Here is a 24,304-nt window from a genome sequence, read left to right on the forward strand (position 1 = left end):
ATGGCGTTCGCTCGTACGTGCTCGGTGGCGCTGGTGGGCGTCGAAGGCGTGGTCGTCGAGGTCCAGGCCGACCTCGAACCCGGCGTCGCCGCGTTCACCCTGGTGGGACTGCCCGACAAGAGCCTGACGGAGAGCAAGGACCGGGTGCGCGCCGCGGTCGTCAACTCGGGCGCCGCGTGGCCGCAGAAGAAACTGACGGTGGGCCTGAGCCCGGCGTCCGTACCCAAGAGCGGCAGCGGCTTCGACCTGGCCGTCGCAGCCGCGGTACTCGGCGCGGCGGAACGGGTCGATCCACGGGTGCTCGCCGACATCGTGATGATCGGCGAACTGGGCCTCGACGGGAGGGTCCGCCCGGTCCGCGGGATCCTGCCGGCGGTGCTGGCGGCGGCGGACGCGGGGTATGAGCAGGTGGTGGTGCCGGAGTGCGCCGCCGCCGAGGCGTCCCTCGTGCCCGGGGTGTCCGTGCTGGGCGTCCGCAGCCTGCGGCAGCTGATCGCCGTACTCGCGGACGAGCCCGTCCCCGACGAGGAACCGGACGACCTGGTGGGCCGGCCCGATCCGCTCCTCGCCGGCCTGCGCGTGCCGGGCACCGGGGCGGCCACGGGGATGCACAGCGTGGGAGCGGCACATCACGACCCCGGCCACGACCTCGCCGACGTCGTCGGACAGGACGCGGCGCGCACAGCGGTGGAGATCTCCGCGGCCGGCGGACACCATCTCTTCCTCGAAGGCCCCCCGGGCGCGGGCAAGACCATGCTGGCGGAGCGGCTGCCCGCGATCCTGCCCCGGCTCAGCCGGCAGGACTCGCTGGAGGTCACGGCGGTCCACTCGGTGGCGGGTCTGCTGCCGCCGGGGAAACCCCTGATCGACATCGCCCCCTACTGCGCCCCGCACCACTCGGCCACGATGCAGGCCCTCGTCGGGGGCGGATCCCATATGGCGAGGCCCGGAGCCGTCTCCCTGTCGCACCGGGGAATTCTCTTTCTCGACGAGACTCCGGAGTTCAGCGGCCAGGCCCTCGACGCGCTGCGGCAGCCACTGGAGTCGGGGTATGTGGTCATCGCCCGCAGTGCGGGTGTGGTGCGGTTCCCGGCGAGGTTCCAGATGGTGCTCGCGGCCAATCCGTGTCCCTGCGGCCGCTACTCCCTCAGGGACGACCTCTGCGACTGCCCGCCCACGTCGATCCGCCGCTATCAGGCCCGGGTCTCCGGCCCACTGCTCGACCGGGTGGACCTGCGGGTCACGGTGGACCGCGTCACGCGGGAAGAGCTCAGCATGCGCGGCGCGCGAGGAGAGAGCACCGCGACGGTCGCCGACCGGGTACGGGCGGCCAGGGAGCGGACCCTGGCACGCCTCGCGGACACTCCGTGGCGCACCAACAGCGAGGTGCCCGGCCGTGAACTGCGCAGCCGCTGGCACGCCGTGCGCGGGGCGATGGACGAGGCCGAACGCAGTCTGGAGCGGGGCGCGTTGACCGCGCGGGGGATCGACCGGGTCCTGCGCGTGGCCTGGACGGTCGCGGACCTCAAGGGTCACGACCGGCCCGACGACACGGACGTGCTCCTCGCCCTGCAACTGCGCACAGGCGTTTCACGAGGCGCGTCGATGTCCATCGGGGCACTGGCATGACCGCGAGCGACGAGACGGGCTACGAACTCCTCGCTCGCGTCTTCCTCGCCCGGGTAGTCGAGCCCGGCGACGAGGTGGCCGGTCGGTGGATTCGGGAGCTGGGTGCCGTGGAAGTGGCCCGGCGGCTGCGGGACGGGGGGCCGCAGCTCGTCGGGGTCACCGACAAGCGGTGGGCCGGGCTGTGCACACGGGCCGAGTCGGTCGAGCCGAGGCGGGATCTGGAGGCCGCGGAGGAGGCCGGGGTGCGGTTCGTGTGCCCCGGCGACACCGAGTGGCCCGCCCAGCTCGACGACCTCGGGGACGCGCGGCCCATCGGACTGTGGGTGCGCGGGCGGCCCAGCCTGCGGGTGTGGGCGCTCAAGTCCGTCGCCGTCGTCGGCGCCCGCGCCTGCACCGAGTACGGCGCACACATGGCGGCCACCCTCGCCGCCGACCTCGCCCAGGACGGCTGGATCGTCGTGTCCGGGGGTGCCTACGGCGTCGACGGTGCCGCACATCGCGGCGCCCTCGGCGCGGGCGGTGCCACCGTCGCCGTGCTCGCCTGCGGAGTGGACCAGCCTTACCCGCGCGGCCACGCCCAGTTGATCGGCAGGATCGCCGAACAGGGGCTGGTGGTGGGCGAGTTGCCGCCCGGCGAGCATCCGACACCGAGCAGGTTCATCCTCCGGAACCGGGTGATCGCGGCGCTCACCAGGGGCACCGTGGTGGTCGAGGCCGCGTATCGCAGCGGATCGCTCGTCACGGCCCGGGCGGCTCAGCGGCTGGGGCGCCACACCATGGGGGTGCCCGGCCCGGCCACCAGCGGACTGTCCGCGGGTGTGCACGAACTCCTGCGCGGGGACGCGGTGCTGGTCACCGACGCCGCCGAAGTCGTCGAACTGGTCGGTGACATGGGCGAACTGGCCCCGGACCGCCGCGGACCGGTGCTCCCGCGCGACCTGTTGGAACCGGCCGCCCGCCGCATCCTCGCCGCCCTCCCCGGCAACAGGGCCGCAGCGGTGCGGGAGATCGCCCGGGGCGCGCAGACCACGGAGGACGACGCGGTCGCGAGACTGTACGAACTCCGAGCACTTGGTTACGTCGAACGACACGGCGACGGCTGGAAGTTGACACGCCAGGCGATGATCTCGGTCCGGCCGGATCGGGGGCGCCGCTGACCGAGTGTGTTCGGCCGTCCGGGGGAACCCCGACACCCTTGGGAATTCCCGCAGTTGGCGCATTCCGATGATCACGCAGAGCGACTGGAGTGACCCGTTCCGGCACCCTGTCGAACGCGTCCGTGGCCGGTCCGAGCGCTTCCCTTCGCACACCGCGACACTCCAGTCACGCTACGCTCACGGGGATTCCGGCACAGACCGGCAAACAGACTGGTAACTCCCCATCACTCCGACAGCTCACCCAGGCATCCCCACTTCACAGCAGAACGGCACAAGGCGACGAATGCCCCAGCACACCTCCGGGTCCGACCGGGCGGCGATCCCCCCAGCCGCCCGTGACGGTGGCAGCGTCCGGCCGCCCGCTCCCTCGACGCTCGACGAGCTGTGGCGGTCGTACAAGACGACGGGCGACGAGCGGCTGCGCGAGCAGCTGATCCTGCACTACTCGCCGCTCGTGAAATACGTCGCGGGACGGGTGAGCGTCGGGCTGCCGCCCAACGTCGAGCAGGCGGACTTCGTGTCGTCGGGGGTGTTCGGACTGATCGACGCCATCGAGAAGTTCGACATCGAGCGGGAGATCAAGTTCGAGACGTACGCGATCACCCGCATCCGGGGCGCGATGATCGACGAGTTGCGCGCGCTCGACTGGATCCCGCGCTCGGTGCGGCAGAAGGCGCGGAACGTGGAGCGGGCGTACGCCACGCTGGAGGCGCGGCTCAGGCGCACCCCCAGCGAGGGCGAGGTGGCCGCCGAGATGGGCATCGCGGTGGACGAACTCCACGCCGTCTTCAGCCAGTTGTCGCTGGCGAACGTGGTGGCGCTGGAGGAGCTGCTGCACGCCGGCGGCGAGGGCGGCGACCGGCTCAGCCTCATGGACACCCTGGAGGACACCGCCGCCGACAACCCGGTGGAGGTGGCGGAGGGGCGGGAGCTGCGGCGGTTCCTGGCGCGGGCGATCAACACCTTGCCCGAGCGGGAGAAGACCGTCGTCACGCTGTACTACTACGAGGGGCTGACCCTCGCCGAGATCGGCAATGTGCTCGGGGTGACCGAGAGTCGGGTCAGCCAGATCCACACCAAGTCCGTGCTGCAGCTGCGCGCCAAGCTGGCCAGTTTCGGCCGTTGAGCGAAAGCCGCACTGCCTTCTCGACCTCGCAGAATCGTGCCTGCATGGCCCCGGTCACTCCCGCCGGGGGTGGACCGTCCGTAGAGTGGTTGACGTGCCAAGGATTCGAGCGGCCTCCGTGGCCGAGCACCGGTCGATGCAGCGAGCCGCCCTGCTGGACGCGGCTCGTTCACTGCTGTCCGAGGGCGGGACGGAGGCGCTGACCTTCCCGGCCCTGGCCGAGCGGACGGGTCTCGCGCGGTCCTCCGTGTACGAGTACTTCCGCTCGCGGGCCGCCGTCGTGGAGGAACTCTGCGAGGTCGACTTCCCTGTCTGGGCGGCGGACGTGTCGGCGGCGATGCAGCGGGCCGGCTCCGCCGAGGGCAAGGTCGAGGCGTATGTGCGGCAGCAGCTGGCCCTGGTCGGGGACAGGCGGCATCGAGCCGTGGTCGCCATCTCCGCGAGTGAACTGGACGCCGGGGCGCGGGAGAAGATCCGGGCCGCGCATGGTGGGCTGGTCGCGATGATCGTCGAGGCGCTGGCGGAGATGGGGCATGCGGAGCCGCGGTTGGCGGCGATGTTGCTTCAGGGGGTTGTCGATGCGGCTGTGCGGCGGATCGAGCTCGGGGCTGCGGAGGATCCCTCGGTGATTACTGAGGCTGCGGTGAGTATGGCTTTGCGGGGTGTTGAGGGTTGAATTTCGTCTGCGGGCCCGGTGGGGGCTGGTCGCGCAGTTCCCCGCGCCCCTAAAAGCCAGGACCCGAGGCAAGAGGGACGGGCTCGCCCCTAAGAGCTGAGCACCGGCAACAAGCGTGATGGCCCCCGATTCAGCAGCCACGGTGGCAGTAGCCCCAGTGGGTCCAAGTACGCCTCCCCTCTCAGCAAGCCCCAGTGCACGCACGAAGTCGCGCCGCAGTGCGAGCCCGTGAGTTCCACCGTCCCCACCACCCCGCCCGCCTCCACCTCGTCCCCTTTCTTCACCGACGCGGTCACCGGTTCGTAGGTCGTGCGCAGGTCCGTGCCCGTCAGTTCCACCGCGACCACCCCTCTCCCCGCCACCCGGCCCGCGAAGGACACCCGGCCCGCCGCCACCGCCCGTACCTGAGCGCCGGCCGGGGTCGCCAGGTCCACGCCCCGGTGGCCCCGGGCGTAGAGCGTCGCCGGGGGCTCCCAGCCTCGTAGGACCACGGGGTGGGAACCGACGGGCCAGGTGCGGGCCAGGGCCGGGACCGACACGGGTGGGGCCCCGGGCGTCGGCGGAGGGGCGTCGGCCGCCCGGGCCGCGCAGGTCAGCAGGGTCAGGAAGAGGGCCAGTACCAAGCCCAGCGCTGTGTGCCGGTTTCGTCGTGTTCGCATGGCACAAACCGTGCCGTACCCGTGTCGATCATGGCCGGGACCTGTGGACCGGCGGATGCCTGTGGACAACGGCGTCACCCGGTACCTCGCGGGTCCCGTACACTTCCTTTGGCGATCCGGGTCACCGGGTCGACTTCGCACGCCCCGACATCTGGTCCTCCGTCGAGAGACGAAATCCGGTGTCAGCGCTCCTCGGTCCTCTGGGCACGCGCACGTGGGCGTCAGGCGCGAGTGCCGTCCCGGCACCCGCGGCACAACCGAGAAAATCAAGGAGAACGGCCATGGCCGTCGTCACGATGCGGGAGCTGCTGGAAAGCGGCGTCCACTTCGGTCACCAGACCCGTCGCTGGAACCCGAAGATGAAGCGCTTCATCTTCACCGAGCGCAACGGCATCTACATCATCGACCTGCTCCAGTCGCTGTCGTACATCGACCGCGCCTACGAGTTCGTCAAGGAGACCGTCGCCCACGGCGGCACGGTCATGTTCGTCGGCACGAAGAAGCAGGCGCAGGAGGCCATCGCCGAGCAGGCCACCCGCGTCGGCATGCCCTACGTCAACCAGCGCTGGCTGGGCGGCATGCTCACCAACTTCTCCACCGTCTACAAGCGTCTGCAGCGCCTCAAGGAGCTCGAGCAGATCGACTTCGAGGACGTCGCCGCGTCCGGTCTCACCAAGAAGGAGCTTCTCGTGCTCTCGCGCGAGAAGGCCAAGCTGGAGAAGACCCTCGGTGGTATCCGCGAGATGTCCAAGGTTCCCAGCGCCGTCTGGATCGTGGACACCAAGAAGGAGCACATCGCGGTCGGTGAGGCCCGGAAGCTCAACATTCCGGTCGTCGCCATCCTCGACACGAACTGCGACCCCGACGAGGTCGACTACAAGATCCCGGGCAACGACGACGCGATCCGCTCCGTCACCCTGCTCACCCGCGTGATCGCCGACGCCGTCGCCGAGGGCCTCATCAGCCGCTCCGGTGTCGCCGCCGAGGCCAAGGGTGACAAGGCCGCCGGCGAGCCGCTCGCCGCGTGGGAGCGCGACCTGCTCGAGGGCGAGAAGAAGGCCGACGAGGCCCCCGCCGCCGACGCCGAGGTCCAGACCTCCGCCGAGACGGAGAAGGTCGCCGACGCCGAGCAGGCCGAGGCTCCGGTCGCCGTCGAGGAGGCCGCTGCCGAGGTCGAGGCCCCCGCCGCCGAGGCCGCGCCGGCCGCCGACGCCGAGCAGGCCTGACCCGACGGCCTGACCTTCCGGGCCAAAGGGCTGAGCTGAAGTGACGGCGGGTGGTGCCGACCGCGCCACCCGCCGTTCACTCACAGCCCCTAGATCTTCGTAGCCCGTAGATCTTTGGCGGAAGCCCGCTCACCACGCGGCCGCCGCCGACTTCGAGACTTCGAACTCCGAGAAGAGATTTTCAGATCATGGCGAACTACACCGCCGCCGACGTCAAGAAGCTCCGTGAGCTCACCGGCGCCGGCATGATGGACTGCAAGAAGGCGCTGGACGAGGCCGACGGCAACGTCGAGAAGGCCGTCGAGGCGCTCCGGATCAAGGGCCAGAAGGGCGTCGCCAAGCGCGAGGGCCGCTCCGCCGAGAACGGCGCCGTGGTCTCCGTCATCGCCGACGACAACACCTCCGGTGTCCTGGTCGAGCTGAAGTGCGAGACGGACTTCGTCGCCAAGGGCGAGAAGTTCCAGGCCGTCGCCAACCAGATCGCCCAGCACGTCGCCGCCACCGCCCCGGCCGACATCGAGGCGCTCCTCGCGTCCGAGATCGAGCCCGGCAAGACGGTTCAGGCGTTCGTCGACGAGGCCAACGCGAACCTGGGCGAGAAGATCGTCCTGGACCGCTTCGCCCAGTACGCCGACGGTTACGTCTCCGCGTACATGCACCGCACGATGCCCGACCTGCCCCCGCAGATCGGTGTCCTCGTCGAGCTGGACAAGCCGAACGCCGAGGTCGCCCGCGGTGTCGCCCAGCACATCGCCGCCTTCGCGCCGAAGTACCTGGCCAAGGAGGACGTGCCGGCCGAGGTCGTCGAGTCCGAGCGCCGTATCGCCGAGGAGACCACCCGCGCCGAGGGCAAGCCCGAGGCCGCGATCGCCAAGATCGTCGAGGGTCGCGTCAACGGCTTCTTCAAGGACGCGACGCTGCTCGGTCAGCCGTACGCGCTCGACCCCAAGAAGTCCGTCCAGAAGGTTCTGGACGAGGCGGGTGTCACCCTGAAGCGCTTCACGCGCATCAAGGTCGGCATCTGAGTCCGTACCGCGATCGACGCGCGGCGCCCCGCGGAATCCCGCTAGGGTCGTCAGCAGTCGAGCCGGTACGCCGTCGCGCACGCGCGCGTGGCGGACGACAGCAGATCTGACGAGGAGGCCATTGCCGAGCATGGGATGCGACAGACACCCCACCGGCAGTGGCCTTCTTCGTATGTGCGACCACGTAAAAGAGGCGAGAACGTCATGACCACCAAGCCCCAGAAGAGCGACGACGGCAAAGTACGCGGCCGGTTTCTGCTGAAGCTGTCCGGAGAAGCCTTCTCCGGAGGCGGTGGCCTGGGCGTCGACCCCGACGTGGTGCACAAGATCGCCCGTGAGATCGCGGCCGTCGTACGGGACGGCGCGGAGGTCGCCGTCGTCATCGGCGGCGGCAACTTCTTCCGCGGCGCCGAACTCCAGCAGCGCGGCATGGATCGGGCCCGCTCCGACTACATGGGCATGCTCGGCACCGTGATGAACTGCCTCGCCCTCCAGGACTTCCTGGAGAAGGAGGGCATCGACAGCCGCGTCCAGACCGCCATCACCATGGGCCAGGTCGCCGAGCCGTACATCCCGCTGCGCGCCGTGCGCCACCTGGAGAAGGGCCGTGTGGTCATCTTCGGCGCCGGTATGGGAATGCCGTACTTCTCCACCGACACCACCGCCGCCCAGCGCGCCCTGGAGATCAACGCCGAGGCGCTGCTGATGGGCAAGAACGGCGTGGACGGGGTCTACGACTCCGACCCGAAGACCAACCCCGCGGCCGTCAAGTTCGACTCGCTGAGCTACGGCGAGGTCATCACCCAGGACCTCAAGGTCGCCGACATGACCGCCATCACCCTGTGCCGCGACAACAAGCTTCCGATCCTGGTCTTCGAGCTGATCGCCGAGGGCAATATCGCCCGCGCCGTCAAGGGTGAGAAGATCGGCACGCTTGTGGGTGACCAAGGCAGCCAGGGCTGATGACCCTGACCGGGGGATGGACAATGTCCTGCCGGTCGGGAACCGTGCAGGAAGAAGACGCGACGCAGCCGGCCGCCGACGCCGACACAGCACAGCAGCCGGGCCTACTCAAGACACGCAGGAGCAAGTGGTGATCGAAGAGACCCTCCTCGAGGCCGAGGAGAAGATGGAGAAGGCCGTCGTGGTCGCCAAGGAGGACTTCGCCGCGATTCGCACCGGCCGTGCGCACCCGGCGATGTTCAACAAGATCGTGGCGGACTATTACGGGGCGCTGACGCCGATCAACCAGCTGGCCTCGTTCTCCGTGCCGGAGCCGCGCATGGCCGTGGTGACCCCGTTCGACAAGAGCGCACTGCGCAACATCGAACAGGCGATCCGCGACTCGGACCTCGGCGTCAACCCGAGCAACGACGGCAACATCATCCGGGTGACGTTCCCCGAGCTCACCGGGGAGCGCCGCAAGGAGTACATCAAGGTCGCCAAGACCAAGGCCGAGGACTCCAAGATCTCGATCCGGTCCATCCGCCGCAAGGCCAAGGAGACGATCGACAAGTTCGTCAAGGACGGCGAGGTCGGCGAGGACGAGGGCCGTCGCGCGGAGAAGGAGCTCGACGACACCACGGCGAAGTACGTCGCCCAGGTGGACGAACTCCTCAAGCACAAGGAAGCGGAGCTGCTCGAGGTCTGATGAACGACTCTTCCTGGGGGGCACCGCCACAAGCCGGGTACTGGGGGCCGTCCGACCAGGGGCCTGTCCAGGGGGCTGCCCCGGCGGGTCCCACGTACGATGCGCCTGAGGCGCAGCAGACTCGCCCCATGCCCATCGTGCCCGACGAGCCCGCATACGGCGGACACCAGGATGACGACCGGGGGGCCGCTCGGCTGAGCGGCCCCTTGTTCCGCGACGAGACGCAGCAACCGCCGTACGACGCACGGCAGTCGCCGTCGTACGACCCGCGGACGCAGCCCTCTGACACGCCGCAGGCGCAGCCCTACGGGGCGGTGCCGCAGAATCCGGAGCCCATGCCCGACGCCCCGCCACCGGCGCCCGCCCCGCAGAAGAAGAGCGCGGGCCGGGACCTGGGTGCGGCCATAGGGGTCGGCGTCGGACTCGGAGCGGTGATCATCGCGTCCCTGTTCGTCGTCAAGGCCGTGTTCGTCGGCGTGATAGCGGTCGCCGTGGTCGTCGGTCTGTGGGAGCTGACCTCGCGGCTGCAGGAGCGCAAGGGCATCAAGGCGCCCCTCGTGCCCCTCGCGGTCGGTGGCGCGGCGATGGTCGTCGCCGGTTACGTCCGGGGTGCAGAGGGCGCCTGGGTCGCCATGGCGCTCACGGCGCTCGCCGTCCTCGTATGGCGGATGACGGAACCGCCGGAGGGCTACCTCAAGGACGTCACGGCGGGTGTCTTCGCGGCGTTCTACGTGCCGTTCCTGGCCACGTTCGTCGCCCTGATGCTCACCGCGGACGACGGCGCCTGGCGGGTCATGACGTTCCTGCTGCTGACAGTCGTCAGCGACACGGGCGCCTACGCCGTCGGCTGGCGCTTCGGCACCCACAAGCTCGCCCCGCGCATCAGCCCCGGAAAGACCCGCGAGGGCCTCTTCGGGGCGGTGTCCTTCGCGATGGTGGCGGGCGCGCTGTGCATGCAGTTCCTGATCGACGACGGCAGCTGGTGGCAGGGGCTGCTGCTGGGCCTCGCGGTCGCGGCCAGCGCCACGCTGGGCGACCTCGGCGAGTCCATGATCAAGCGCGACCTCGGCATCAAGGACATGGGCACGCTGCTGCCGGGCCACGGCGGCATCATGGACCGCTTGGACTCCTTGCTGCCGACGGCTCCGGTCGTATGGCTGCTGTTCGTGCTGTTCGTGGGTTCGGCCTGAGGTCGTCCCGTCCTACGGCATTCCGGGCGCCCCTGACCTGTACAGGACGGGGGCGCCCGGTCGTACGATTTCGGTGTAAGCCCTCGCAAAAGGGGGACCGCCCTGAATGAAGGAGGGCGTCATGTCCGCCTTCCATGAAGAGTTCGACGTGGACTGCCGTCCCGAGGACGCCTGGGCGTACGTCATCGACCCGGCCCACATGCCCGAGTGGCAGGAGAGCGCGGTGTCCGCGCAGCAGCTCGACGACCGGCCCTTCGGCCTCGGCTCCCGGGTCCGCGTCACCCGGCACGTGGGTCGCCGCGACATGGCGATGACCATGGAGTGCACCGAGTTCCAGCCGCCGCACGCCTGGACCGTGCGCGGGATCGACGGCCCCATCAGGGGAAACTTCCGTGGCGAGATCGCACCGCTCGACGAAGGACGCCGTACCCGGGTGACCATGGACCTCGACTTCGAGGGGCACGGCATCGGCAAGGTCCTGCTGCCGCTCGTCGTCCGCCCCCAGGTCCGCCGCGAGCTGCCCCACAACGAGAAGCTCCTGAAGGAGCACCTGGAGCACATCGGCTGAGATCGGCTGAAGCGGATCACCGTAACGGATCACGGTAAACGATCTGCGACACTGGTACAGCCATGCCTAAGCCCGGAGAACTCACATTCGTCGCCCCCCGCGGAGCCCAGAAGCCGTCGCGGCACCTTGCCGATCTCACGCCCGCCGAGCGCAAGGAAGCCGTCGCCGCGATCGGGGAGAAGCCCTTTCGCGCCAAGCAGCTCTCGCAGCACTACTTCGCGCGCCTCGCGCACGACCCGGCGGAGTGGACCGACATCCCCGCCGGTTCGCGCGCCAAGCTGCAGGAGGCGCTGCTTCCTGAGCTGATGACGGTCGTACGGCATCTGTCGACCGACCAGGAGACCACCCGCAAGACGCTGTGGCGGCTGTTCGACGGGACGCTCGTCGAGTCGGTGCTGATGCGGTACCCGGACCGGGTGACCATGTGCATCAGTTCGCAGGCGGGGTGTGGCATGAACTGCCCGTTCTGCGCCACCGGACAGGCCGGCCTCGACCGCAATCTGTCTACCGGTGAGATCGTGCACCAGATCGTGGACGGCATGCGCGCGCTGCGCGACGGCGAGATCCCCGGCGGTCCCGCGCGGCTGTCCAACATCGTCTTCATGGGCATGGGCGAGCCCCTCGCCAACTACAAGCGGGTCGTCCAGTCCATCCGTGCCCTCACCGACCCGGAGCCGGACGGTCTCGGCCTCTCGCAGCGCGGGATCACCGTCTCGACGGTCGGACTCGTCCCGGCGATCCACCGCTTCGCGGACGAGGGCTTCAAGTGCCGGCTCGCGATCTCGCTGCACGCGCCCGACGACGAGCTGCGCGACACCCTGGTCCCCGTGAACACCCGGTGGAAGGTGCGCGAGGTGCTCGACGCGGGCTGGGAGTACGCGGCGAAGTCGGGGCGCCGGCTGTCCATCGAGTACGCGCTGATCCGGGACATCAACGACCAGGCGTGGCGCGGTGACCGCCTCGGCCGCCTCCTCAAGGGCAAGCCGGTGCACGTCAACCTGATCCCGCTGAACCCGACGCCGGGCTCCAAGTGGACCGCCTCCCGCCCCGAGGACGAGAAGGCGTTCGTCGAGGCCATCGCGGCCCATGGGGTGCCGGTCACCGTCCGGGACACCCGTGGCCAGGAGATCGACGGAGCGTGTGGCCAGCTCGCGGCCACCGAGAGGTAACCTTCACCCGTACGACCTGTACGTACATCTTCATATCCGACAGGGGAGCGCGCAGCGCTGAGAGTGCGGCAATCGGGCCGCAGACCCTCTGAACCTCGCCCAGGTCATTCTGGGTAGGAAGTTCGGTCATCACCGTGAACACCAAGAAGTACTGTGCTGTCCTCGTGGGCCTCGGCCTGGTCACGCTGTCCGCGTGCGGGTCGGGGTCGGACGGGAGCAGCGGCTCCGGATCCGACAAGACCGTCACGCTCGTCAGCCACGACTCGTGGGCCGTCTCGAAGAGCGTCCTCAAGGACTTCGAGAAGCAGTCCGGCTACACCGTCAAGGTCCTGAAGGACGGCGACGCCGGGCAGGCCGTCAACAAGGCGATCCTGACCAAGGACAACCCCCAGGGCGACGTCTTCTTCGGCGTCGACAACACCCTGCTCTCCCGCGCGCTCGACAACGGCCTCTTCCAGTCCTACGACGCGAAGGGCTCCGCCACCGTCAAGCCCGCGTACCGCGTCGACGGGACCAAGCACCGGGTCACGCCCATCGACACCGGCGACATCTGCGTCAACTACGACAAGGCCTGGTTCAGCAAGCACAAGCTGACCCCGCCGACCTCGTTCGCCGACCTGGTCAAGCCCGAGTACAAGAACCTCCTGGTCACCGAGAACGCAGCGACCTCCTCGCCCGGCCTCGGCTTCCTGCTGGGCAGCGCCGCGCAGTTCGGGGACGACGGCTGGCAGTCGTACTGGAAGAAGCTCAAGGCGAACGGCGTGAAGGTCGTCGACGGCTGGGAGCAGGCCTACGACCAGGAGTTCTCCGGTTCGGCCGGCGGCAAGAAGGCGGGCGGCGACCGGCCCCTCGTCGTCTCGTACGCCTCCTCGCCGCCCGCCGAGGTCATCTACGGCGACCCGAAGCCGACCACCGCGCCCACCGGGGTGTCGTACGGCACCTGTTTCCGGCAGACCGAGTACGCGGGACTGCTCAGCAACGCGAAGAACACCAAGGGCGGCAAGGCCTTCATCGACTTCCTGCTGACCAAGGAGTTTCAGGAGGACATGCCGCTCAACATGTTCGTCTACCCGGTCATCGAGGGCGCGACCGTGCCGGCCGAGTTCACGAAGTACGGTCCGCAGGCCAAGGACCCCGAGACCATGGCCCCCACGAAGATCGCCGCCGACCGGGACCAGTGGGTCAAGTCGTGGACCTCGCTCGTACTGAAGTAGTCCCGCGGAAGTCCTCCCGCAGCGGGAACGCGACACGGCTCGGCCTCATGGTCCTGCCCGTCGCGTTCTTCGCGGTGTTCTTCGCCTACCCGGTCGCCGCGATCGTCGGGCGCGGGCTCAAGGTGGACGGCGCCTGGCAGTTGGGCCGGATCGGTGACGTGCTGGCGCAGTCCGACATCCGGCACGTCCTGTGGTTCACCACCTGGCAGGCGCTCGCCTCGACCGCGCTCACGCTGCTGATCGCGCTCCCCGGCGCGTATGTCTTCGCGCGCTTCGACTTCCCGGGAAGGCACGTGCTGCGGGCCGTCGTGACGGTCCCCTTCGTGCTGCCCACGGTCGTCGTCGGTACGGCCTTCCTCGCGCTCGTCGGCCGGGGCGGACTCCTCGACGACCTGTGGGGCGTACGGCTGGACACCACCGTGTGGGCCATCCTGCTCGCGCACGTCTTCTTCAACTACGCGGTCGTCGTACGGACGGTGGGCGGCCTCTGGGCCCAGCTCGACCCGCGTCAGGAGGAGGCCGCGCGGATGCTCGGCGCCTCCCGGCTGCGGGCCTGGCGGAAGGTGACGCTGCCCGCGCTCGCGCCCGCCGTGGCCGCCGCCGCGCTGATGGTCTTCCTCTTCACGTTCACGTCCTTCGGCGTGGTGCAGATCCTCGGCGGCCCGACCTTCTCGACCCTCGAAGTGGAGATCTACCGCCAGACTTCGGAAGTCTTCGACCTCTCCACGGCCGCCGTGCTCACGATCGTCCAGTTCGTCGCGGTGGGCGCGATCCTCGCCGTCCACGCCTGGACGGTACGGCGACGGGAGACGGCCCTGCGGCTCGTGGACCCGGCGGTGACCGCACGCCGCCCGCGCGGAGCCGGCCAGTGGTCCCTGCTGGCCGGTGTCCTGGTCTCCGTCCTGCTCCTGCTCGTGCTGCCGCTCGCCGTGCTGGTCCAACGGTCGCTGGACTCACCGGACTTCGGCTACTACCGGGCGCTGACCCACGACGACGGCGGCACCTTCCTGGTCCCGCCGATCGCCGCGATCGGCAACTCGCTGGAGTACGCCGTCGCCGCCACCGCGATCGCCGTGGTCATTGGGGGGCTCGCCGCCGCGGCTCTGACCCGGCGCGACGCGGGCCGCTTGGTCCGGGGTTTCGACGCCCTGCTGATGCTGCCGCTCGGGGTGTCGGCGGTGACCGTCGGCTTCGGGTTCCTGATCTCGCTCGACAAACCCCCGGTGGATCTGCGGAGTTCATGGATCCTGGTGCCGCTCGCGCAGGCGCTGGTGGGCGTCCCCTTCGTCGTACGGACCATGCTGCCCGTGCTGCGGGCGGTGGACGGGCGGCTGCGGGAGGCGGCGGCCGTGCTCGGGGCCTCGCCCTGGCGGGTGTGGCGCGAGGTCGATCTGCCCCTCGTACGGCGGGCGTTGCTGATCGCCGCGGGGTTCGCGTTCGCGGTGTCGCTGGGGGAGTTCGGGGCGACCGTGTTCATCGCGCGGCCCGACAACCCGACGCTGCCGGTCGCGGTGGCCCGGCTGCTGTCCCGGCCCGGTGATCTCAACTACGGCCAGGCGATGGCCCTTTCGACGATTCTGATGGTGGTGTGCGCGGTGGCCCTGCTGGTCCTCGAGCGGCTGCGCACGGACCGGACGGGGGAGTTCTAGATGCCGCCGAACATGCTGCTCAGTCTCGCGGACGCGACCGTACGGTTCGGCGGGTGTCCGGTGCTGGACGCCGTCGATCTCGGAGTCGCCGAGCACGAGATCGTGTGTGTGCTCGGTCCGAGCGGCAGCGGCAAGTCGACGCTGCTGCGGGCGGTCGCCGGGCTGCAACCCCTGGACTCCGGGCGGGTGTTGCTCGACGGACGCGACCAGACCGGGGTGCCCGCGCACAAACGCGGGGTGGGCCTGATGTTCCAGGACCATCAGCTGTTCCCGCAGCGGGACGTGGCCGGCAACGTGGCCTTCGGGCTGCGGATGCACGGGGCGTCGAAGGGGCGACAGAAGGACCAGGTAGGGGAGTTGCTCGACCTCGTCGGACTGCCGGGTGCCGCCCGCCGTGCCGTCGCGGGGCTGTCCGGCGGTGAGCAGCAGCGAGTCGCGCTCGCCCGCGCCCTCGCGCCCCGCCCCCGGCTCCTCATGCTCGACGAACCACTCGGCCAGCTCGACCGGTCACTGCGGGAGCGGCTGGTCGTCGAACTCCGGGAGCTGTTCGGGGCGTTGGGCACGACCGTGCTCGCGGTCACGCACGACCAGGGCGAGGCGTTCGCGCTGGCCGACCGGGTCGTGGTGATGCGGGACGGGCGGATCGCCCAGTCCGGTACGCCACTCGAGGTCTGGCAGCGCCCCGCCGACGAGTTCGTGGCCCGTTTCCTCGGCTTCGACAACGTGGTGAGTGCCACGGTCGCCGGAGAGGCCGCCGACACGCCCTGGGGCAAGGTGCCGGTCCCCGAGGACGCCCCCCAGGGCACCCGCACGCTCCTCGTACGTCCCGCGGGCGTACGCCTGTTGCCCGCCGAGGAGGGCCTGCGCTGCACGGTCGCCGCCCGCACCTTCAGGGGCACCCATGTCGCCGTACAGCTGCAGCCGGAGGGCGCTCCGCGTCTCGAGGCGGCGGTTGCGCTGCGGGAGGCGCCGGAGGTAGGGGAGACGGTCGGGGTGGAGTTCGACGCGGCCGAGACCGTCGTACTCGACGGCTAGCGGACATGCGTGTGGCCCGTCCCCACGAACCGGACGGGCCACAACAGCAACAGCGGGTGGATCAGCGGCCGTTGGTCGCACCGCGGCGGCGCATGCCGTAGTAGACGGCTCCGCCGCCCGCGACGACGAACGCGCCCGCGATACCGGCGATCATGCCGGTGTTGGAGTTGGCACCGGTCTCGGCGAGGTTCGAGCTACCGGCCGCCGGAGACGGCGCGTTGTCCGTCGTCGTGGCGGGGGCGGTGCTGCTGCTCTCCGAGGCCGACGGGGTCGGGGTGTCGGACTCGGCCGGGGTCGAGGCGGTCTCCGACGGGGTCGGGGAAGCCTCGGTCGGAGTCGGGGTGGGCGACTCCGTGGCGCAGGCCTTGGACGGGGTGGTCAGGTTCGGCTTGATGTCCTTGTTGAGGCCGTTGGTGGCCGTGACGCGGACACGGTACGTCGCGTTCGGCTGCCAGTCCTCGGAGAAGGTGACGGTCTCGCCGGTGGCCGAGCCCTTGACGGTCTGCGCCTCGCCGACCTGCTTGGCGTCCGAGCCGTTGTTCTCCAGGAACACCGTGATGGTCGCCTCGGTGGCCGAGGCGTCCTTGTCGGTGACGGTGATGACACCCTTGTCGCCGTCACAGCTGGCTGAGGCGGAGAACTCGCTGATGTTGCAGGCGAGCGCGTTGCCCGCGAATCCGAGCGCGAGTGCGGCCGAGGCGGACGCGACACCGAGGATGCGTACGGAACGTCGAGATATGGACACGTTTGCCCTTCACGGGATGTGCAACTGCGGGGGGTTTAGGGGGAGATGAGGCAGCGTTCGAGGTGAGGCACCACCACCCCCAGGAGTCTCACTGGTCTATAAGTGCTGCGTAAGCAGTGTCAATGCATATGCGGTGTGCGGCAGTTGGCTTTACCTGTACTTTAATGAGCGAGACGTTTCAGCGCCTCCGGAGCCTCCTCGATCCGGTCAACGAGGGCGATACGGCTCTCCATCGACCGTTCCCGGGCAAGTGCACGCAGCAGCGGCCAGGTCGGCAGCCGCTCCGTCCAGTGCTCCCGGTCCACCAGAACCATCGGCGTGGGCTCGCCGCGCGACTCGTAGTAGTTCGGCGTCGCGTTGTCGAAGATCTCCTGTACGGTCCCGGCCGCGCCCGGCAGGAACACCACGCCCGCGTTGGAGCGGGCCAACAGGCCGTCCTCGCGGGTGGCGTTGGCGAAGTACTTGGCGATGTGCGAGGCGAAGGCGTTCGGCGGCTCGTGGCCGTAGAACCAGGTCGGGATGCCGATCGAGTGGTTGCCCTTGGGCCAGCGGGTGCGGACCTGGAAAGCGACGTGGGCCCAGTCGGTGATCGAGGGGCTGAACGACGGGGACGCGCCCAGGAGTTCGCACGCCTCCTCCAGCATCGCGTCCTCGTACGGCGCCGCGTACGCGCCCAGGTTCGCCGCCTCCATCGCGCCGGGCCCGCCGCCCGTCGCCACGGTGAACCCGGCGCGGCTCAGCTCCCGGCCCAGGCGTGCGGCACCGCCGTAGGCCGCCGTCCCGCGCGCCATCGCGTGGCCGCCCATCACGCCCACCACCCGCGCCCCGCGCAGGAGTTCGTCGAGGGCGTCGGAGATCGAGTCGTCGTGGACGGCGCGCAGCATCGACGCGTATATGTCGCCGTCCGCCTTGGTCCGCTGGAACCAGGCGTACGCGAGCGCGTCCGGAGTCCGCTCGTACCCCTGGTCGAGCGAGGCGAACAGCTCGGCGGGCGTGTAGAGACGGCCGCGGTAGGGGTCGAAGGGGAGGTGCGGGACCGGCGGGAAGACGAGGGCGCCGTCGGCGCGGATCTTCGCCGCGGCCTCGTCGCGCATCGGGCAGCCGAGGAAGACGGCGCCCGCGGTGTCGGTGGTGAGCAACTCCTTCGTACGGTCCGTCAGATCGACGGCCTGGACGCGGTATCCGGCGAGGGTGCCGCGGGCGGAGACGGTCGCGTCGAAGTCCTCGACCGTCTCGATCTCGCGTTCGTCGTGGGGGGCCGCATGGGCCGGGCTCGTCTGCACGGGCCCATGCTAGGCACCGGCACGGTCAGCCCTGGACCGCCGCCGGGTCCATCCACACGACCTCCCAGGAGTGGCCGTCGGGGTCGTCGAAGGAGCGGCCGTACATGAAGCCCTGGTCGATGGCGTCCGTGCTGCCGGTGGCGCCGGCGGCGAACGCCTTGTCGACGAGTTCGTCGACCTTCTCGCGGCTCTCGGCGCTCAGACACAGCAGTACCTCGCTGGTCGTCGTCGAGTCGGCGATCTCCTTCTTGGTGAAGTCGCTGTACCGCTGCTTGCTGAGGAGCATCGCGATGATCGTGTCGCTGATCACGACACACGCGCATTCGTCGGTGCTGAACTGGGGGTTGATCGAGTAGCCGAGCTCCGTGAAGAACTTCCTCGACGCGTCTACGTCGTTCACGGCCAGGTTCACGAAGATCATCTGCTGGTACATGCGAGGTCTCTCCCATCGGGCGTGCGTGCTGTTCGGTGGGTAGACCGGCCGTGCGTACGAAACTCATCGGCCGGCCAGCGGCAGCGCCGCCAGCTCGGCCACGAACAGGGTCAGCGGGAGGAACAGGGCCAGCAGCGCGCCCGCGCGCAGGGCCGCCGCGCTGCGCAGCATGGTGGCGGGGGCGCCGAGGCGCAGCAGCGCGGCCGTGGTGTCGGCGCGGGCGTGCTTGGCCTCCAGCGCGGCGGTGAGCAGGGTCGCCACCGTGCAGCCGGTGACCAGGAGCAGACCCAGGGTGGTCAGGGGGCCGAAGGCCGGGGCGTCCGCGTCGTAGAGCGCCGTCATCGCGAAGCCGCCGGACGCCACCGCGCACACCACGCCCAGAGGGCGCCCGATCCGGGTCGCCTCCTCCATCAGCACGCGTCCGGCCAGCAGCCGCAGCGCGCCGGGGCTGACGGACTGGAGCAGCCGGCCGCACAGGTGCGTGAGCCCGGGGCCGGCCAGCGCCAGCCCGATCGCGGTCAGCACCCAGCCGGCCAGGACACTCGCGGGCCCGTCGGCGAGCCCGCCGGGGAGCGACAGCCCGCCGCCGTCCCGCGTCCGGTTCGCGTACGCCTCCACCGCGAGTCCGGCGGCCAGTACGGCGATGCCCCAGGGGAGACCTCGGGGGGCTTCCCTGGGAGCCGGGGGGCGCGAGGGGTCGTGAGTAGTGGTGTCCGCGCCTTCCGACTGCTCCGTCTGCGCGAGCTGTTCGGCCGGCTCGCTGCCACGCGCCCCCGCACGCAGATGCGCGCCGAAACGGCCGTACGCCCCGAAGGTCTCGCGGCGGTCCGGGCGGCCCTGCACGCCGAAGCGGCCGTACGACCTCGCCGGGCCCTTCTCCGAGGCGGGGCGGAGGTCCCGGGGGCGCAGGACGAGTGCCACGGAGACGGAGGCGGTCACCGGTACGAGGGCGAGGAGGGTCAGTGCTGCCGGGAGCGGCAGGGGCTGGTCCGAGGCGAGGAACTCCGCCGCCGCTCCGTCGAAGGGCATGCCGGTCAGGTCGCCGCGGAGGTGGAGGAAGAAGAGGAGGGCCAGCATGGAGCCGAGGGTGCAGGCCAGCGCGGTCGTGGTCGCCGAGATGGCCATCAGGCGCCCGGGGCCGAGGCCGATCGCGGAGAGGCCGGGGCGGGGTTTCGTCGCCGGGTCGGTGCGGGCGACGGCCACCGCGAAGTAGACGGTGGCGGCCAGCGGGGTCGCGCACCAGCCGAGGCGGAGGGCCGCGGCGGCGGGGGAGTCGGGGTGGCCCATCGCGTAGCCGAGGGTGCACAGGAGGAGGAAGCCCGTGCCCGCCGAGGCCACCGCGACCAGCAGGCGGCGGAGTTGGACGGCGGGGTGCGAGCCGCGGGTCAGACGGAGAGCGAGCACTCGGCCCGGCCTTCCGCTTCGGTGACCGGGGGAAGGTGGACCGTGTTCACGCGGCGGCCGTCGAGGAGCGACACCGTGCGGTCCGCGAGGGCCGCCGTCTCCGCCTCGTGGGTCGCGAGGACGACCGTGATGCCGTGCGAGCGGGCCGCGGTGGTGAGCGTGCGCAGGACGTGGGCGCGGTCCGCGCGGTGCAGCGGGGCGGTCGGCTCGTCGGCGAACAGGACCGTCGGCGCCGGGGCCAGCGCGCGGGCGATCGAGACGCGCTGGCGTTCGGCCTGGCGCAGTTCGTGGGGGCGCTTGCGGGCGTGCTCGCCGATGTCGAGGCGGTCCAGCCACTCCAGGGCGGCGGTCTTGGCGCGACGGCGGCTGGTGCCGCGCAGCATGAGGGGGAGGGCCGCGTTCTCCCAGACGTTCAGCTCCGGGACGAGCACGGGCGCCGGGTCGATCCAGCCGAAGCGGTCGCGGCGCAGCCGCTCGCGGGTCATCGGGCCCATGGTGTGCACGGGCACGCTGTTGAACCAGACCTCGCCGCGGTTCGGGCGCTCAAGACCGGAGAGGCAGCGCAGCAGGGTCGTCTTGCCGCTGCCGCGCGGGCCGTTGACGGCGAGGATCTCGCCCTCCCGGACGCCGAGCGAGACCCCGCTGAGCGCGGGCGTTCCGTCGTGGTGCTGGAAGTGCAGGGCACGTGCCCAGAGCACGTCGTTGTCCGGCGGGGCCACCATGCGCGTACACCTCGTTCAGATCCGTTTTCCCGTATCGCATCCCCCGTCCGGGGGAACGAAGAGGGGGCCGATCGGTCACTGGCACGCTAAGGAGCGGTCGGCGGGAGCCCGGACAGCACACGGCCCCGGGCCGCCGTTTCTCACTCGAACGGCGGCGCCGGGGCCGGTGTTGATCATCCAGAAGGAAGATCTGAACCTGGGGTCAGAGCTTCGTCCAGGCCTCCGTCAGCACCTGGCGGACGATGCCCTCGATCTCGTCGAAGGTCGACTGGTCGGAGATCAGCGGCGGCGACAGCTGGATCACTGGGTCACCGCGGTCGTCGGCGCGGCAGTACAGGCCGTACTCGAAGAGCTTCTTGGAGACGAAGCCGTAGAGCACGCGCTCCGACTCCTCGTCCGTGAAGGTCTCCTTGGTGGCCTTGTCCTTGACGAGCTCGATGCCGTAGAAGAAGCCGTTGCCGCGGACGTCGCCGACGATCGGGAGGTCGTGCAGCTTCTGGAGGGTCTGGAGGAAGTTGGCCTCGTTGTCGAGGACGTGCTGGTTGAGGCCCTCGCGCTCGAAGATGTCGAGGTTGGCGAGGCCGACCGCGGCGGAGACCGGGTGGCCGCCGAAGGTGTAGCCGTGCAGGAAGGTGTTGTCGCCCTTGTAGAACGGCTCGGCCAGGCGGTCGGAGATGATGCAGGCGCCGATCGGGGAGTAGCCCGAGGTCATGCCCTTGGCGCAGGTGATCATGTCCGGCACGTAGTCGAACTTGTCGCAGGCGAACATCGTTCCGAGGCGGCCGAAGGCGCAGATGACCTCGTCGGAGACCAGGAGTACGTCGTACTGGTCGCAGATCTCGCGCACGCGCCGGAAGTAGCCGGGCGGGGGCGGGAAGCAGCCGCCGGCGTTCTGCACCGGCTCCAGGAAGACCGCGGCGACCGTCTCCGGGCCCTCGAACAGGATCTGCTGCTCGATCTGGTCGGCGGCCCAGCGGCCGAAGGCCTCCGGGTCGTCGCCGAAGAGCGGGGCGCGGTAGATGTTGGTGTTCGGGACCTTGTGCGCGCCCGGGACGAGCGGCTCGAACGGGGCCTTCAGGGCCGGGAGTCCGGTGATGGACAGGGCGCCCTGCGGGGTGCCGTGGTAGGCGACCGCGCGGGAGATGACCTTGTACTTGGTGGGCTTGCCCTGGAGCTTGAAGTACTGCTTGGCGAGCTTCCAGGCGGTCTCGACCGCCTCGCCGCCGCCGGTGGTGAAGAAGACCTTGTTCAGGTCGCCGGGCGCGTAGTGCGCGAGACGCTCCGCCAGCTCCACGGCCTTGGGGTGGGCGTACGACCAGATGGGGAAGAACGCCAGCTCCTGCGCCTGCTTGGCGGCGGTCTCGGCCAGCTCGGCGCGGCCGTGACCGGCCTGGACCACGAACAGACCCGCGAGACCGTCGAGGTAGCGCTTGCCCTTGTCGTCGTAGATGTAGGTGCCCTCACCACGGACGATCGTGGGAACGGGCGCGTTCTCGTACGAGGACATGCGGGTGAAGTGCATCCACAGGTGGTCGTACGCGGTGCGGCTGAGGTCCTTGCTCACGGTTATCGGGTTCCCCACATGTAGGTCTGCTTCTTGAGCTTCAGATAAACGAAGCTCTCGGTGGAGCGCACTCCGGGCAGCGCCCGAATGCGTTTGTTGATGACGTCCAGCAGGTGGTCGTCGTCCTCGCAGACGATCTCGGCGAGGAGGTCGTACGAGCCCGCGGTCATCACCACGTACTCCACTTCCGGCATGGCCGTCAGCGCGTCCGCCACGTTCTCGACATCGCCCTCGACGTTGACACCGACCATCGCCTGTCTGCGGAAGCCCACGGTGAGCGGGTCCGTGACGGCGACGATCTGCATCACGCCCTGGTCGAGCAGCTTCTGGACGCGCTGGCGCACGGCCGCCTCGGAGAGGCCGACGGCCTTGCCGATCGCGGCGTACGGTCGGCGGCCGTCCTCCTGGAGCTGTTCGATGATGGCGAGGGAGACGGAATCCAGATGCGGAGTCCCGTTCCTGGACTCGCGGGAGTCCCTGTGTTCTGCGCTACGACTGGCCACGGCTTCACTGTGCACGACGTCTCGACCGTTCCGCAAGGCCGCTTCGATGAAATTCGTTGTTTACAAGGTCGAGACTTGCGGATTTCGTAGTCTTGGCGCGACCGGGGGTGTTGAAAACGTGGGCCGGGCGATTAGTGTGGGTGTCTCAGTGATTGGACACCTGAACTTGGAGGGCCGGCAGTGAGCACCGAGCTGCGTCGTCTGCGCAATTACATCGACGGTGAGTTCCGGGACGCCGCCGACGGACGGACCACCGAGGTGGTCAACCCGGCGACCGGCGAGGCGTACGCCACCGCCCCGCTGTCCGGAGCGGCGGACGTGGACGCCGCGATGGCGGCCGCCGCGGCGGCCTTCCCGGCCTGGCGGGACGAGACTCCCGCGGCGCGCCAGCGGGCCCTGCTGAAGATCGCGGACGCGTTCGAGGAGCGGGCCGAGGAACTGATCGCGGCCGAGGTGGAGAACACCGGCAAGCCGATCGGGCTGACCCGCTCCGAGGAAATCCCGCCGATGGTCGACCAGATCCGCTTCTTCGCGGGCGCGGCCCGGATGCTCGAGGGCCGTTCGGCCGGCGAGTACATGGAGGGCATGACCTCGATCATCCGGCGCGAGCCGATCGGCGTCTGCGCGCAGGTCGCGCCGTGGAACTACCCGATGATGATGGCCGTGTGGAAGTTCGCGCCGGCGCTGGCGGCCGGTAACACGGTGGTGTTGAAGCCCTCGGACACCACCCCCGCCTCCACCGTCCTGATCGCCGAGATCATCGGCTCGATCCTCCCCAAGGGCGTCTTCAACGTCGTCACCGGCGACCGCGACACCGGCCGCCTGATGGTCGAGCACCACACCCCGGCGATGGCCTCCATCACCGGCTCCGTACGCGCCGGCATGTCGGTCGCCGAGTCCGCGTCCAAGGACCTCAAGCGGGTCCACCTGGAACTGGGCGGCAAGGCCCCCGTCGTCGTCTTCGAGGACACCGACATCGCCAAGGCCGTCGAGGACATCTCGGTCGCGGGCTTCTTCAACGCCGGGCAGGACTGTACGGCGGCCACGCGCGTGCTCGTACAGGAGGGCATCCACGACGAGTTCGTGGCCGCGCTCGCCAAGGCGGCGGCCGAGACGAAGACCGGGCAGCCGGACGACGAGGACGTGCTGTACGGGCCGCTCAACAACCCGAACCAGCTCAAGCAGGTGACCGGCTTCATCGAGCGGCTGCCCGCGCACGCGAAGGTGGAGTCGGGCGGTCACCGGGTCGGCGAGGTCGGATACTTCTACGCCCCGACCGTCGTCTCCGGCCTCAAGCAGGACGACGAGATCATCCAGAACGAGGTCTTCGGGCCCGTCATCACCGTCCAGTCGTTCACGGACGAGGCGCAGGCGATCGAGTGGGCGAACGGCGTCGACTACGCCCTCGCGTCCTCGGTGTGGACGAAGGACCACGCGCGGGCGATGCGGCTGTCGAAGGCGCTGGACTTCGGCTGCGTGTGGATCAACACCCACATCCCGCTGGTCGCGGAGATGCCGCACGGCGGCTTCAAGAAGTCCGGCTACGGCAAGGACCTCTCGGCCTACGGCTTCGAGGACTACACGCGGATCAAGCACGTGATGACCTCGCTGGGCGAGTAGGTGTTACGAGCGTAAGTGCGTGGCCCCGGACGGGAGTTGATCCGTCCGGGGCCGCG

At 70.0% G+C, this 24,304-nt stretch carries 23 protein-coding genes; 15 read left to right on the top strand and 8 right to left on the bottom strand.

Annotation, left to right across the window (positions count from 1 at the left end; all coding sequences use genetic code 11):
• From SSP08S_RS16825 to SSP08S_RS16840, 4 genes are all read left to right on the top strand, one after another.
• The gene (locus SSP08S_RS16825) at positions 1-1,629 is read left to right on the top strand and encodes a YifB family Mg chelatase-like AAA ATPase (protein WP_019068774.1); all 1,629 of its coding nucleotides are present in this window, start codon (positions 1-3) and stop codon (positions 1,627-1,629) included.
• Positions 1,626-2,786: a DNA-processing protein DprA gene (dprA, locus tag SSP08S_RS16830; RefSeq protein WP_019068775.1), complete on the top strand. Its 1,161-nt coding sequence runs from the start codon at positions 1,626-1,628 to the stop codon at positions 2,784-2,786. Before SSP08S_RS16825 ends, dprA begins: the two co-directional genes overlap by 4 nt.
• 283 nt (positions 2,787-3,069) lie before the next feature.
• Positions 3,070-3,912, top strand: coding sequence for an RNA polymerase sigma factor WhiG (gene whiG, locus SSP08S_RS16835; RefSeq protein ID WP_019068776.1), 843 nt, complete (start codon positions 3,070-3,072; stop codon positions 3,910-3,912).
• A gap of 118 nt (positions 3,913-4,030) precedes the next feature.
• On the top strand, positions 4,031-4,588 hold the full coding sequence (locus SSP08S_RS16840; protein ID WP_019068777.1) for a TetR/AcrR family transcriptional regulator: 558 nt from the start codon (positions 4,031-4,033) through the stop codon (positions 4,586-4,588).
• An 89-nt stretch (positions 4,589-4,677) separates the two neighbouring features.
• On the opposite strand, the gene SSP08S_RS16845 is transcribed toward SSP08S_RS16840, so the two are convergent.
• Positions 4,678-5,247, bottom strand: a complete 570-nt coding sequence (locus tag SSP08S_RS16845; RefSeq protein ID WP_051105914.1) for a murein hydrolase activator EnvC family protein — start codon at positions 5,245-5,247, stop codon at positions 4,678-4,680.
• Positions 5,248-5,528: 281 nt separating this feature from the next.
• Here SSP08S_RS16845 and rpsB point away from each other — a divergent pair, with 281 nt between their 5' ends.
• From rpsB to SSP08S_RS16895, 10 genes are all read left to right on the top strand, one after another.
• On the top strand, positions 5,529-6,473 hold the full coding sequence (rpsB, locus tag SSP08S_RS16850; RefSeq protein ID WP_019068779.1) for a 30S ribosomal protein S2: 945 nt from the start codon (positions 5,529-5,531) through the stop codon (positions 6,471-6,473).
• Between the two features lie 188 nt (positions 6,474-6,661).
• Complete coding sequence (gene tsf, locus SSP08S_RS16855; RefSeq protein WP_019068780.1) at positions 6,662-7,498, top strand: translation elongation factor Ts; 837 nt, start codon at positions 6,662-6,664, stop codon at positions 7,496-7,498.
• A gap of 204 nt (positions 7,499-7,702) precedes the next feature.
• On the top strand, positions 7,703-8,461 hold the full coding sequence (gene pyrH / locus SSP08S_RS16860; protein ID WP_019068781.1) for a UMP kinase: 759 nt from the start codon (positions 7,703-7,705) through the stop codon (positions 8,459-8,461).
• Positions 8,462-8,591: 130 nt separating this feature from the next.
• The gene (gene frr / locus SSP08S_RS16865) at positions 8,592-9,149 is read left to right on the top strand and encodes a ribosome recycling factor (protein ID WP_019068782.1); all 558 of its coding nucleotides are present in this window, start codon (positions 8,592-8,594) and stop codon (positions 9,147-9,149) included.
• Entirely contained in the window at positions 9,149-10,339 is a 1,191-nt protein-coding gene (locus SSP08S_RS16870; RefSeq protein ID WP_043259495.1) for a phosphatidate cytidylyltransferase, read from the top strand. The genes frr and SSP08S_RS16870 overlap by 1 nt, the downstream gene beginning before the upstream one ends.
• Positions 10,340-10,460: 121 nt before the next feature.
• Positions 10,461-10,907, top strand: a complete 447-nt coding sequence (locus SSP08S_RS16875) for an SRPBCC family protein (RefSeq protein ID WP_019068784.1) — start codon at positions 10,461-10,463, stop codon at positions 10,905-10,907.
• Between the two features lie 62 nt (positions 10,908-10,969).
• Positions 10,970-12,076: a dual-specificity RNA methyltransferase RlmN gene (rlmN, locus tag SSP08S_RS16880; protein WP_019068785.1), complete on the top strand. Its 1,107-nt coding sequence runs from the start codon at positions 10,970-10,972 to the stop codon at positions 12,074-12,076.
• 134 nt (positions 12,077-12,210) lie between these two features.
• Positions 12,211-13,290, top strand: a complete 1,080-nt coding sequence (locus tag SSP08S_RS16885) for a thiamine ABC transporter substrate-binding protein (protein ID WP_019068786.1) — start codon at positions 12,211-12,213, stop codon at positions 13,288-13,290.
• Positions 13,291-13,337: 47 nt separating this feature from the next.
• Positions 13,338-14,939 carry an ABC transporter permease gene (locus SSP08S_RS16890; protein WP_019068787.1) on the top strand — a complete coding sequence of 534 codons (1,602 nt, stop codon included), beginning with the start codon at positions 13,338-13,340 and terminating at the stop codon, positions 14,937-14,939.
• Positions 14,940-15,974, top strand: coding sequence for an ABC transporter ATP-binding protein (locus SSP08S_RS16895; protein ID WP_019068788.1), 1,035 nt, complete (start codon positions 14,940-14,942; stop codon positions 15,972-15,974). It abuts the gene before it with no gap.
• A 61-nt stretch (positions 15,975-16,035) separates the two neighbouring features.
• Here SSP08S_RS16895 and SSP08S_RS16900 read toward each other — a convergent pair whose 3' ends face one another.
• The 7 genes from SSP08S_RS16900 to SSP08S_RS16930 all read right to left on the bottom strand — a co-directional run bounded on the left by SSP08S_RS16900 (position 16,036) and on the right by SSP08S_RS16930 (position 22,643).
• Positions 16,036-16,719, bottom strand: coding sequence for an LAETG motif-containing sortase-dependent surface protein (locus SSP08S_RS16900; protein WP_019068789.1), 684 nt, complete (start codon positions 16,717-16,719; stop codon positions 16,036-16,038).
• A 161-nt stretch (positions 16,720-16,880) separates the two neighbouring features.
• On the bottom strand, positions 16,881-18,002 hold the full coding sequence (locus tag SSP08S_RS16905) for an LOG family protein (RefSeq protein WP_019068790.1): 1,122 nt from the start codon (positions 18,000-18,002) through the stop codon (positions 16,881-16,883).
• A 25-nt stretch (positions 18,003-18,027) separates the two neighbouring features.
• The gene (locus SSP08S_RS16910) at positions 18,028-18,435 is read right to left on the bottom strand and encodes a VOC family protein (RefSeq protein WP_019068791.1); all 408 of its coding nucleotides are present in this window, start codon (positions 18,433-18,435) and stop codon (positions 18,028-18,030) included.
• A gap of 63 nt (positions 18,436-18,498) precedes the next feature.
• Positions 18,499-19,839: a hypothetical protein gene (locus tag SSP08S_RS16915; protein WP_019068792.1), complete on the bottom strand. Its 1,341-nt coding sequence runs from the start codon at positions 19,837-19,839 to the stop codon at positions 18,499-18,501.
• Positions 19,821-20,561 (bottom strand): ABC transporter ATP-binding protein, encoded by a 741-nt coding sequence (locus SSP08S_RS16920; protein WP_019068793.1) that lies wholly within the window; start codon positions 20,559-20,561, stop codon positions 19,821-19,823. The genes SSP08S_RS16915 and SSP08S_RS16920 overlap by 19 nt, the downstream gene beginning before the upstream one ends.
• Positions 20,562-20,763: 202 nt before the next feature.
• Entirely contained in the window at positions 20,764-22,143 is a 1,380-nt protein-coding gene (locus SSP08S_RS16925; RefSeq protein ID WP_026178556.1) for an aspartate aminotransferase family protein, read from the bottom strand.
• Entirely contained in the window at positions 22,128-22,643 is a 516-nt protein-coding gene (locus SSP08S_RS16930; RefSeq protein ID WP_026178557.1) for an Lrp/AsnC family transcriptional regulator, read from the bottom strand. Before SSP08S_RS16930 ends, SSP08S_RS16925 begins: the two co-directional genes overlap by 16 nt.
• A gap of 165 nt (positions 22,644-22,808) precedes the next feature.
• Between SSP08S_RS16930 and SSP08S_RS16935 the strand changes: the two genes are divergently transcribed.
• Positions 22,809-24,248 (top strand): gamma-aminobutyraldehyde dehydrogenase, encoded by a 1,440-nt coding sequence (locus tag SSP08S_RS16935; protein WP_019068796.1) that lies wholly within the window; start codon positions 22,809-22,811, stop codon positions 24,246-24,248.
• The last annotated feature ends 56 nt before the right edge of the window (positions 24,249-24,304 follow it).

The sequence above is a fragment of the Streptomyces hokutonensis genome, from assembly GCF_000376565.1.
Lineage (GTDB): Bacteria > Actinomycetota > Actinomycetes > Streptomycetales > Streptomycetaceae > Streptomyces > Streptomyces hokutonensis.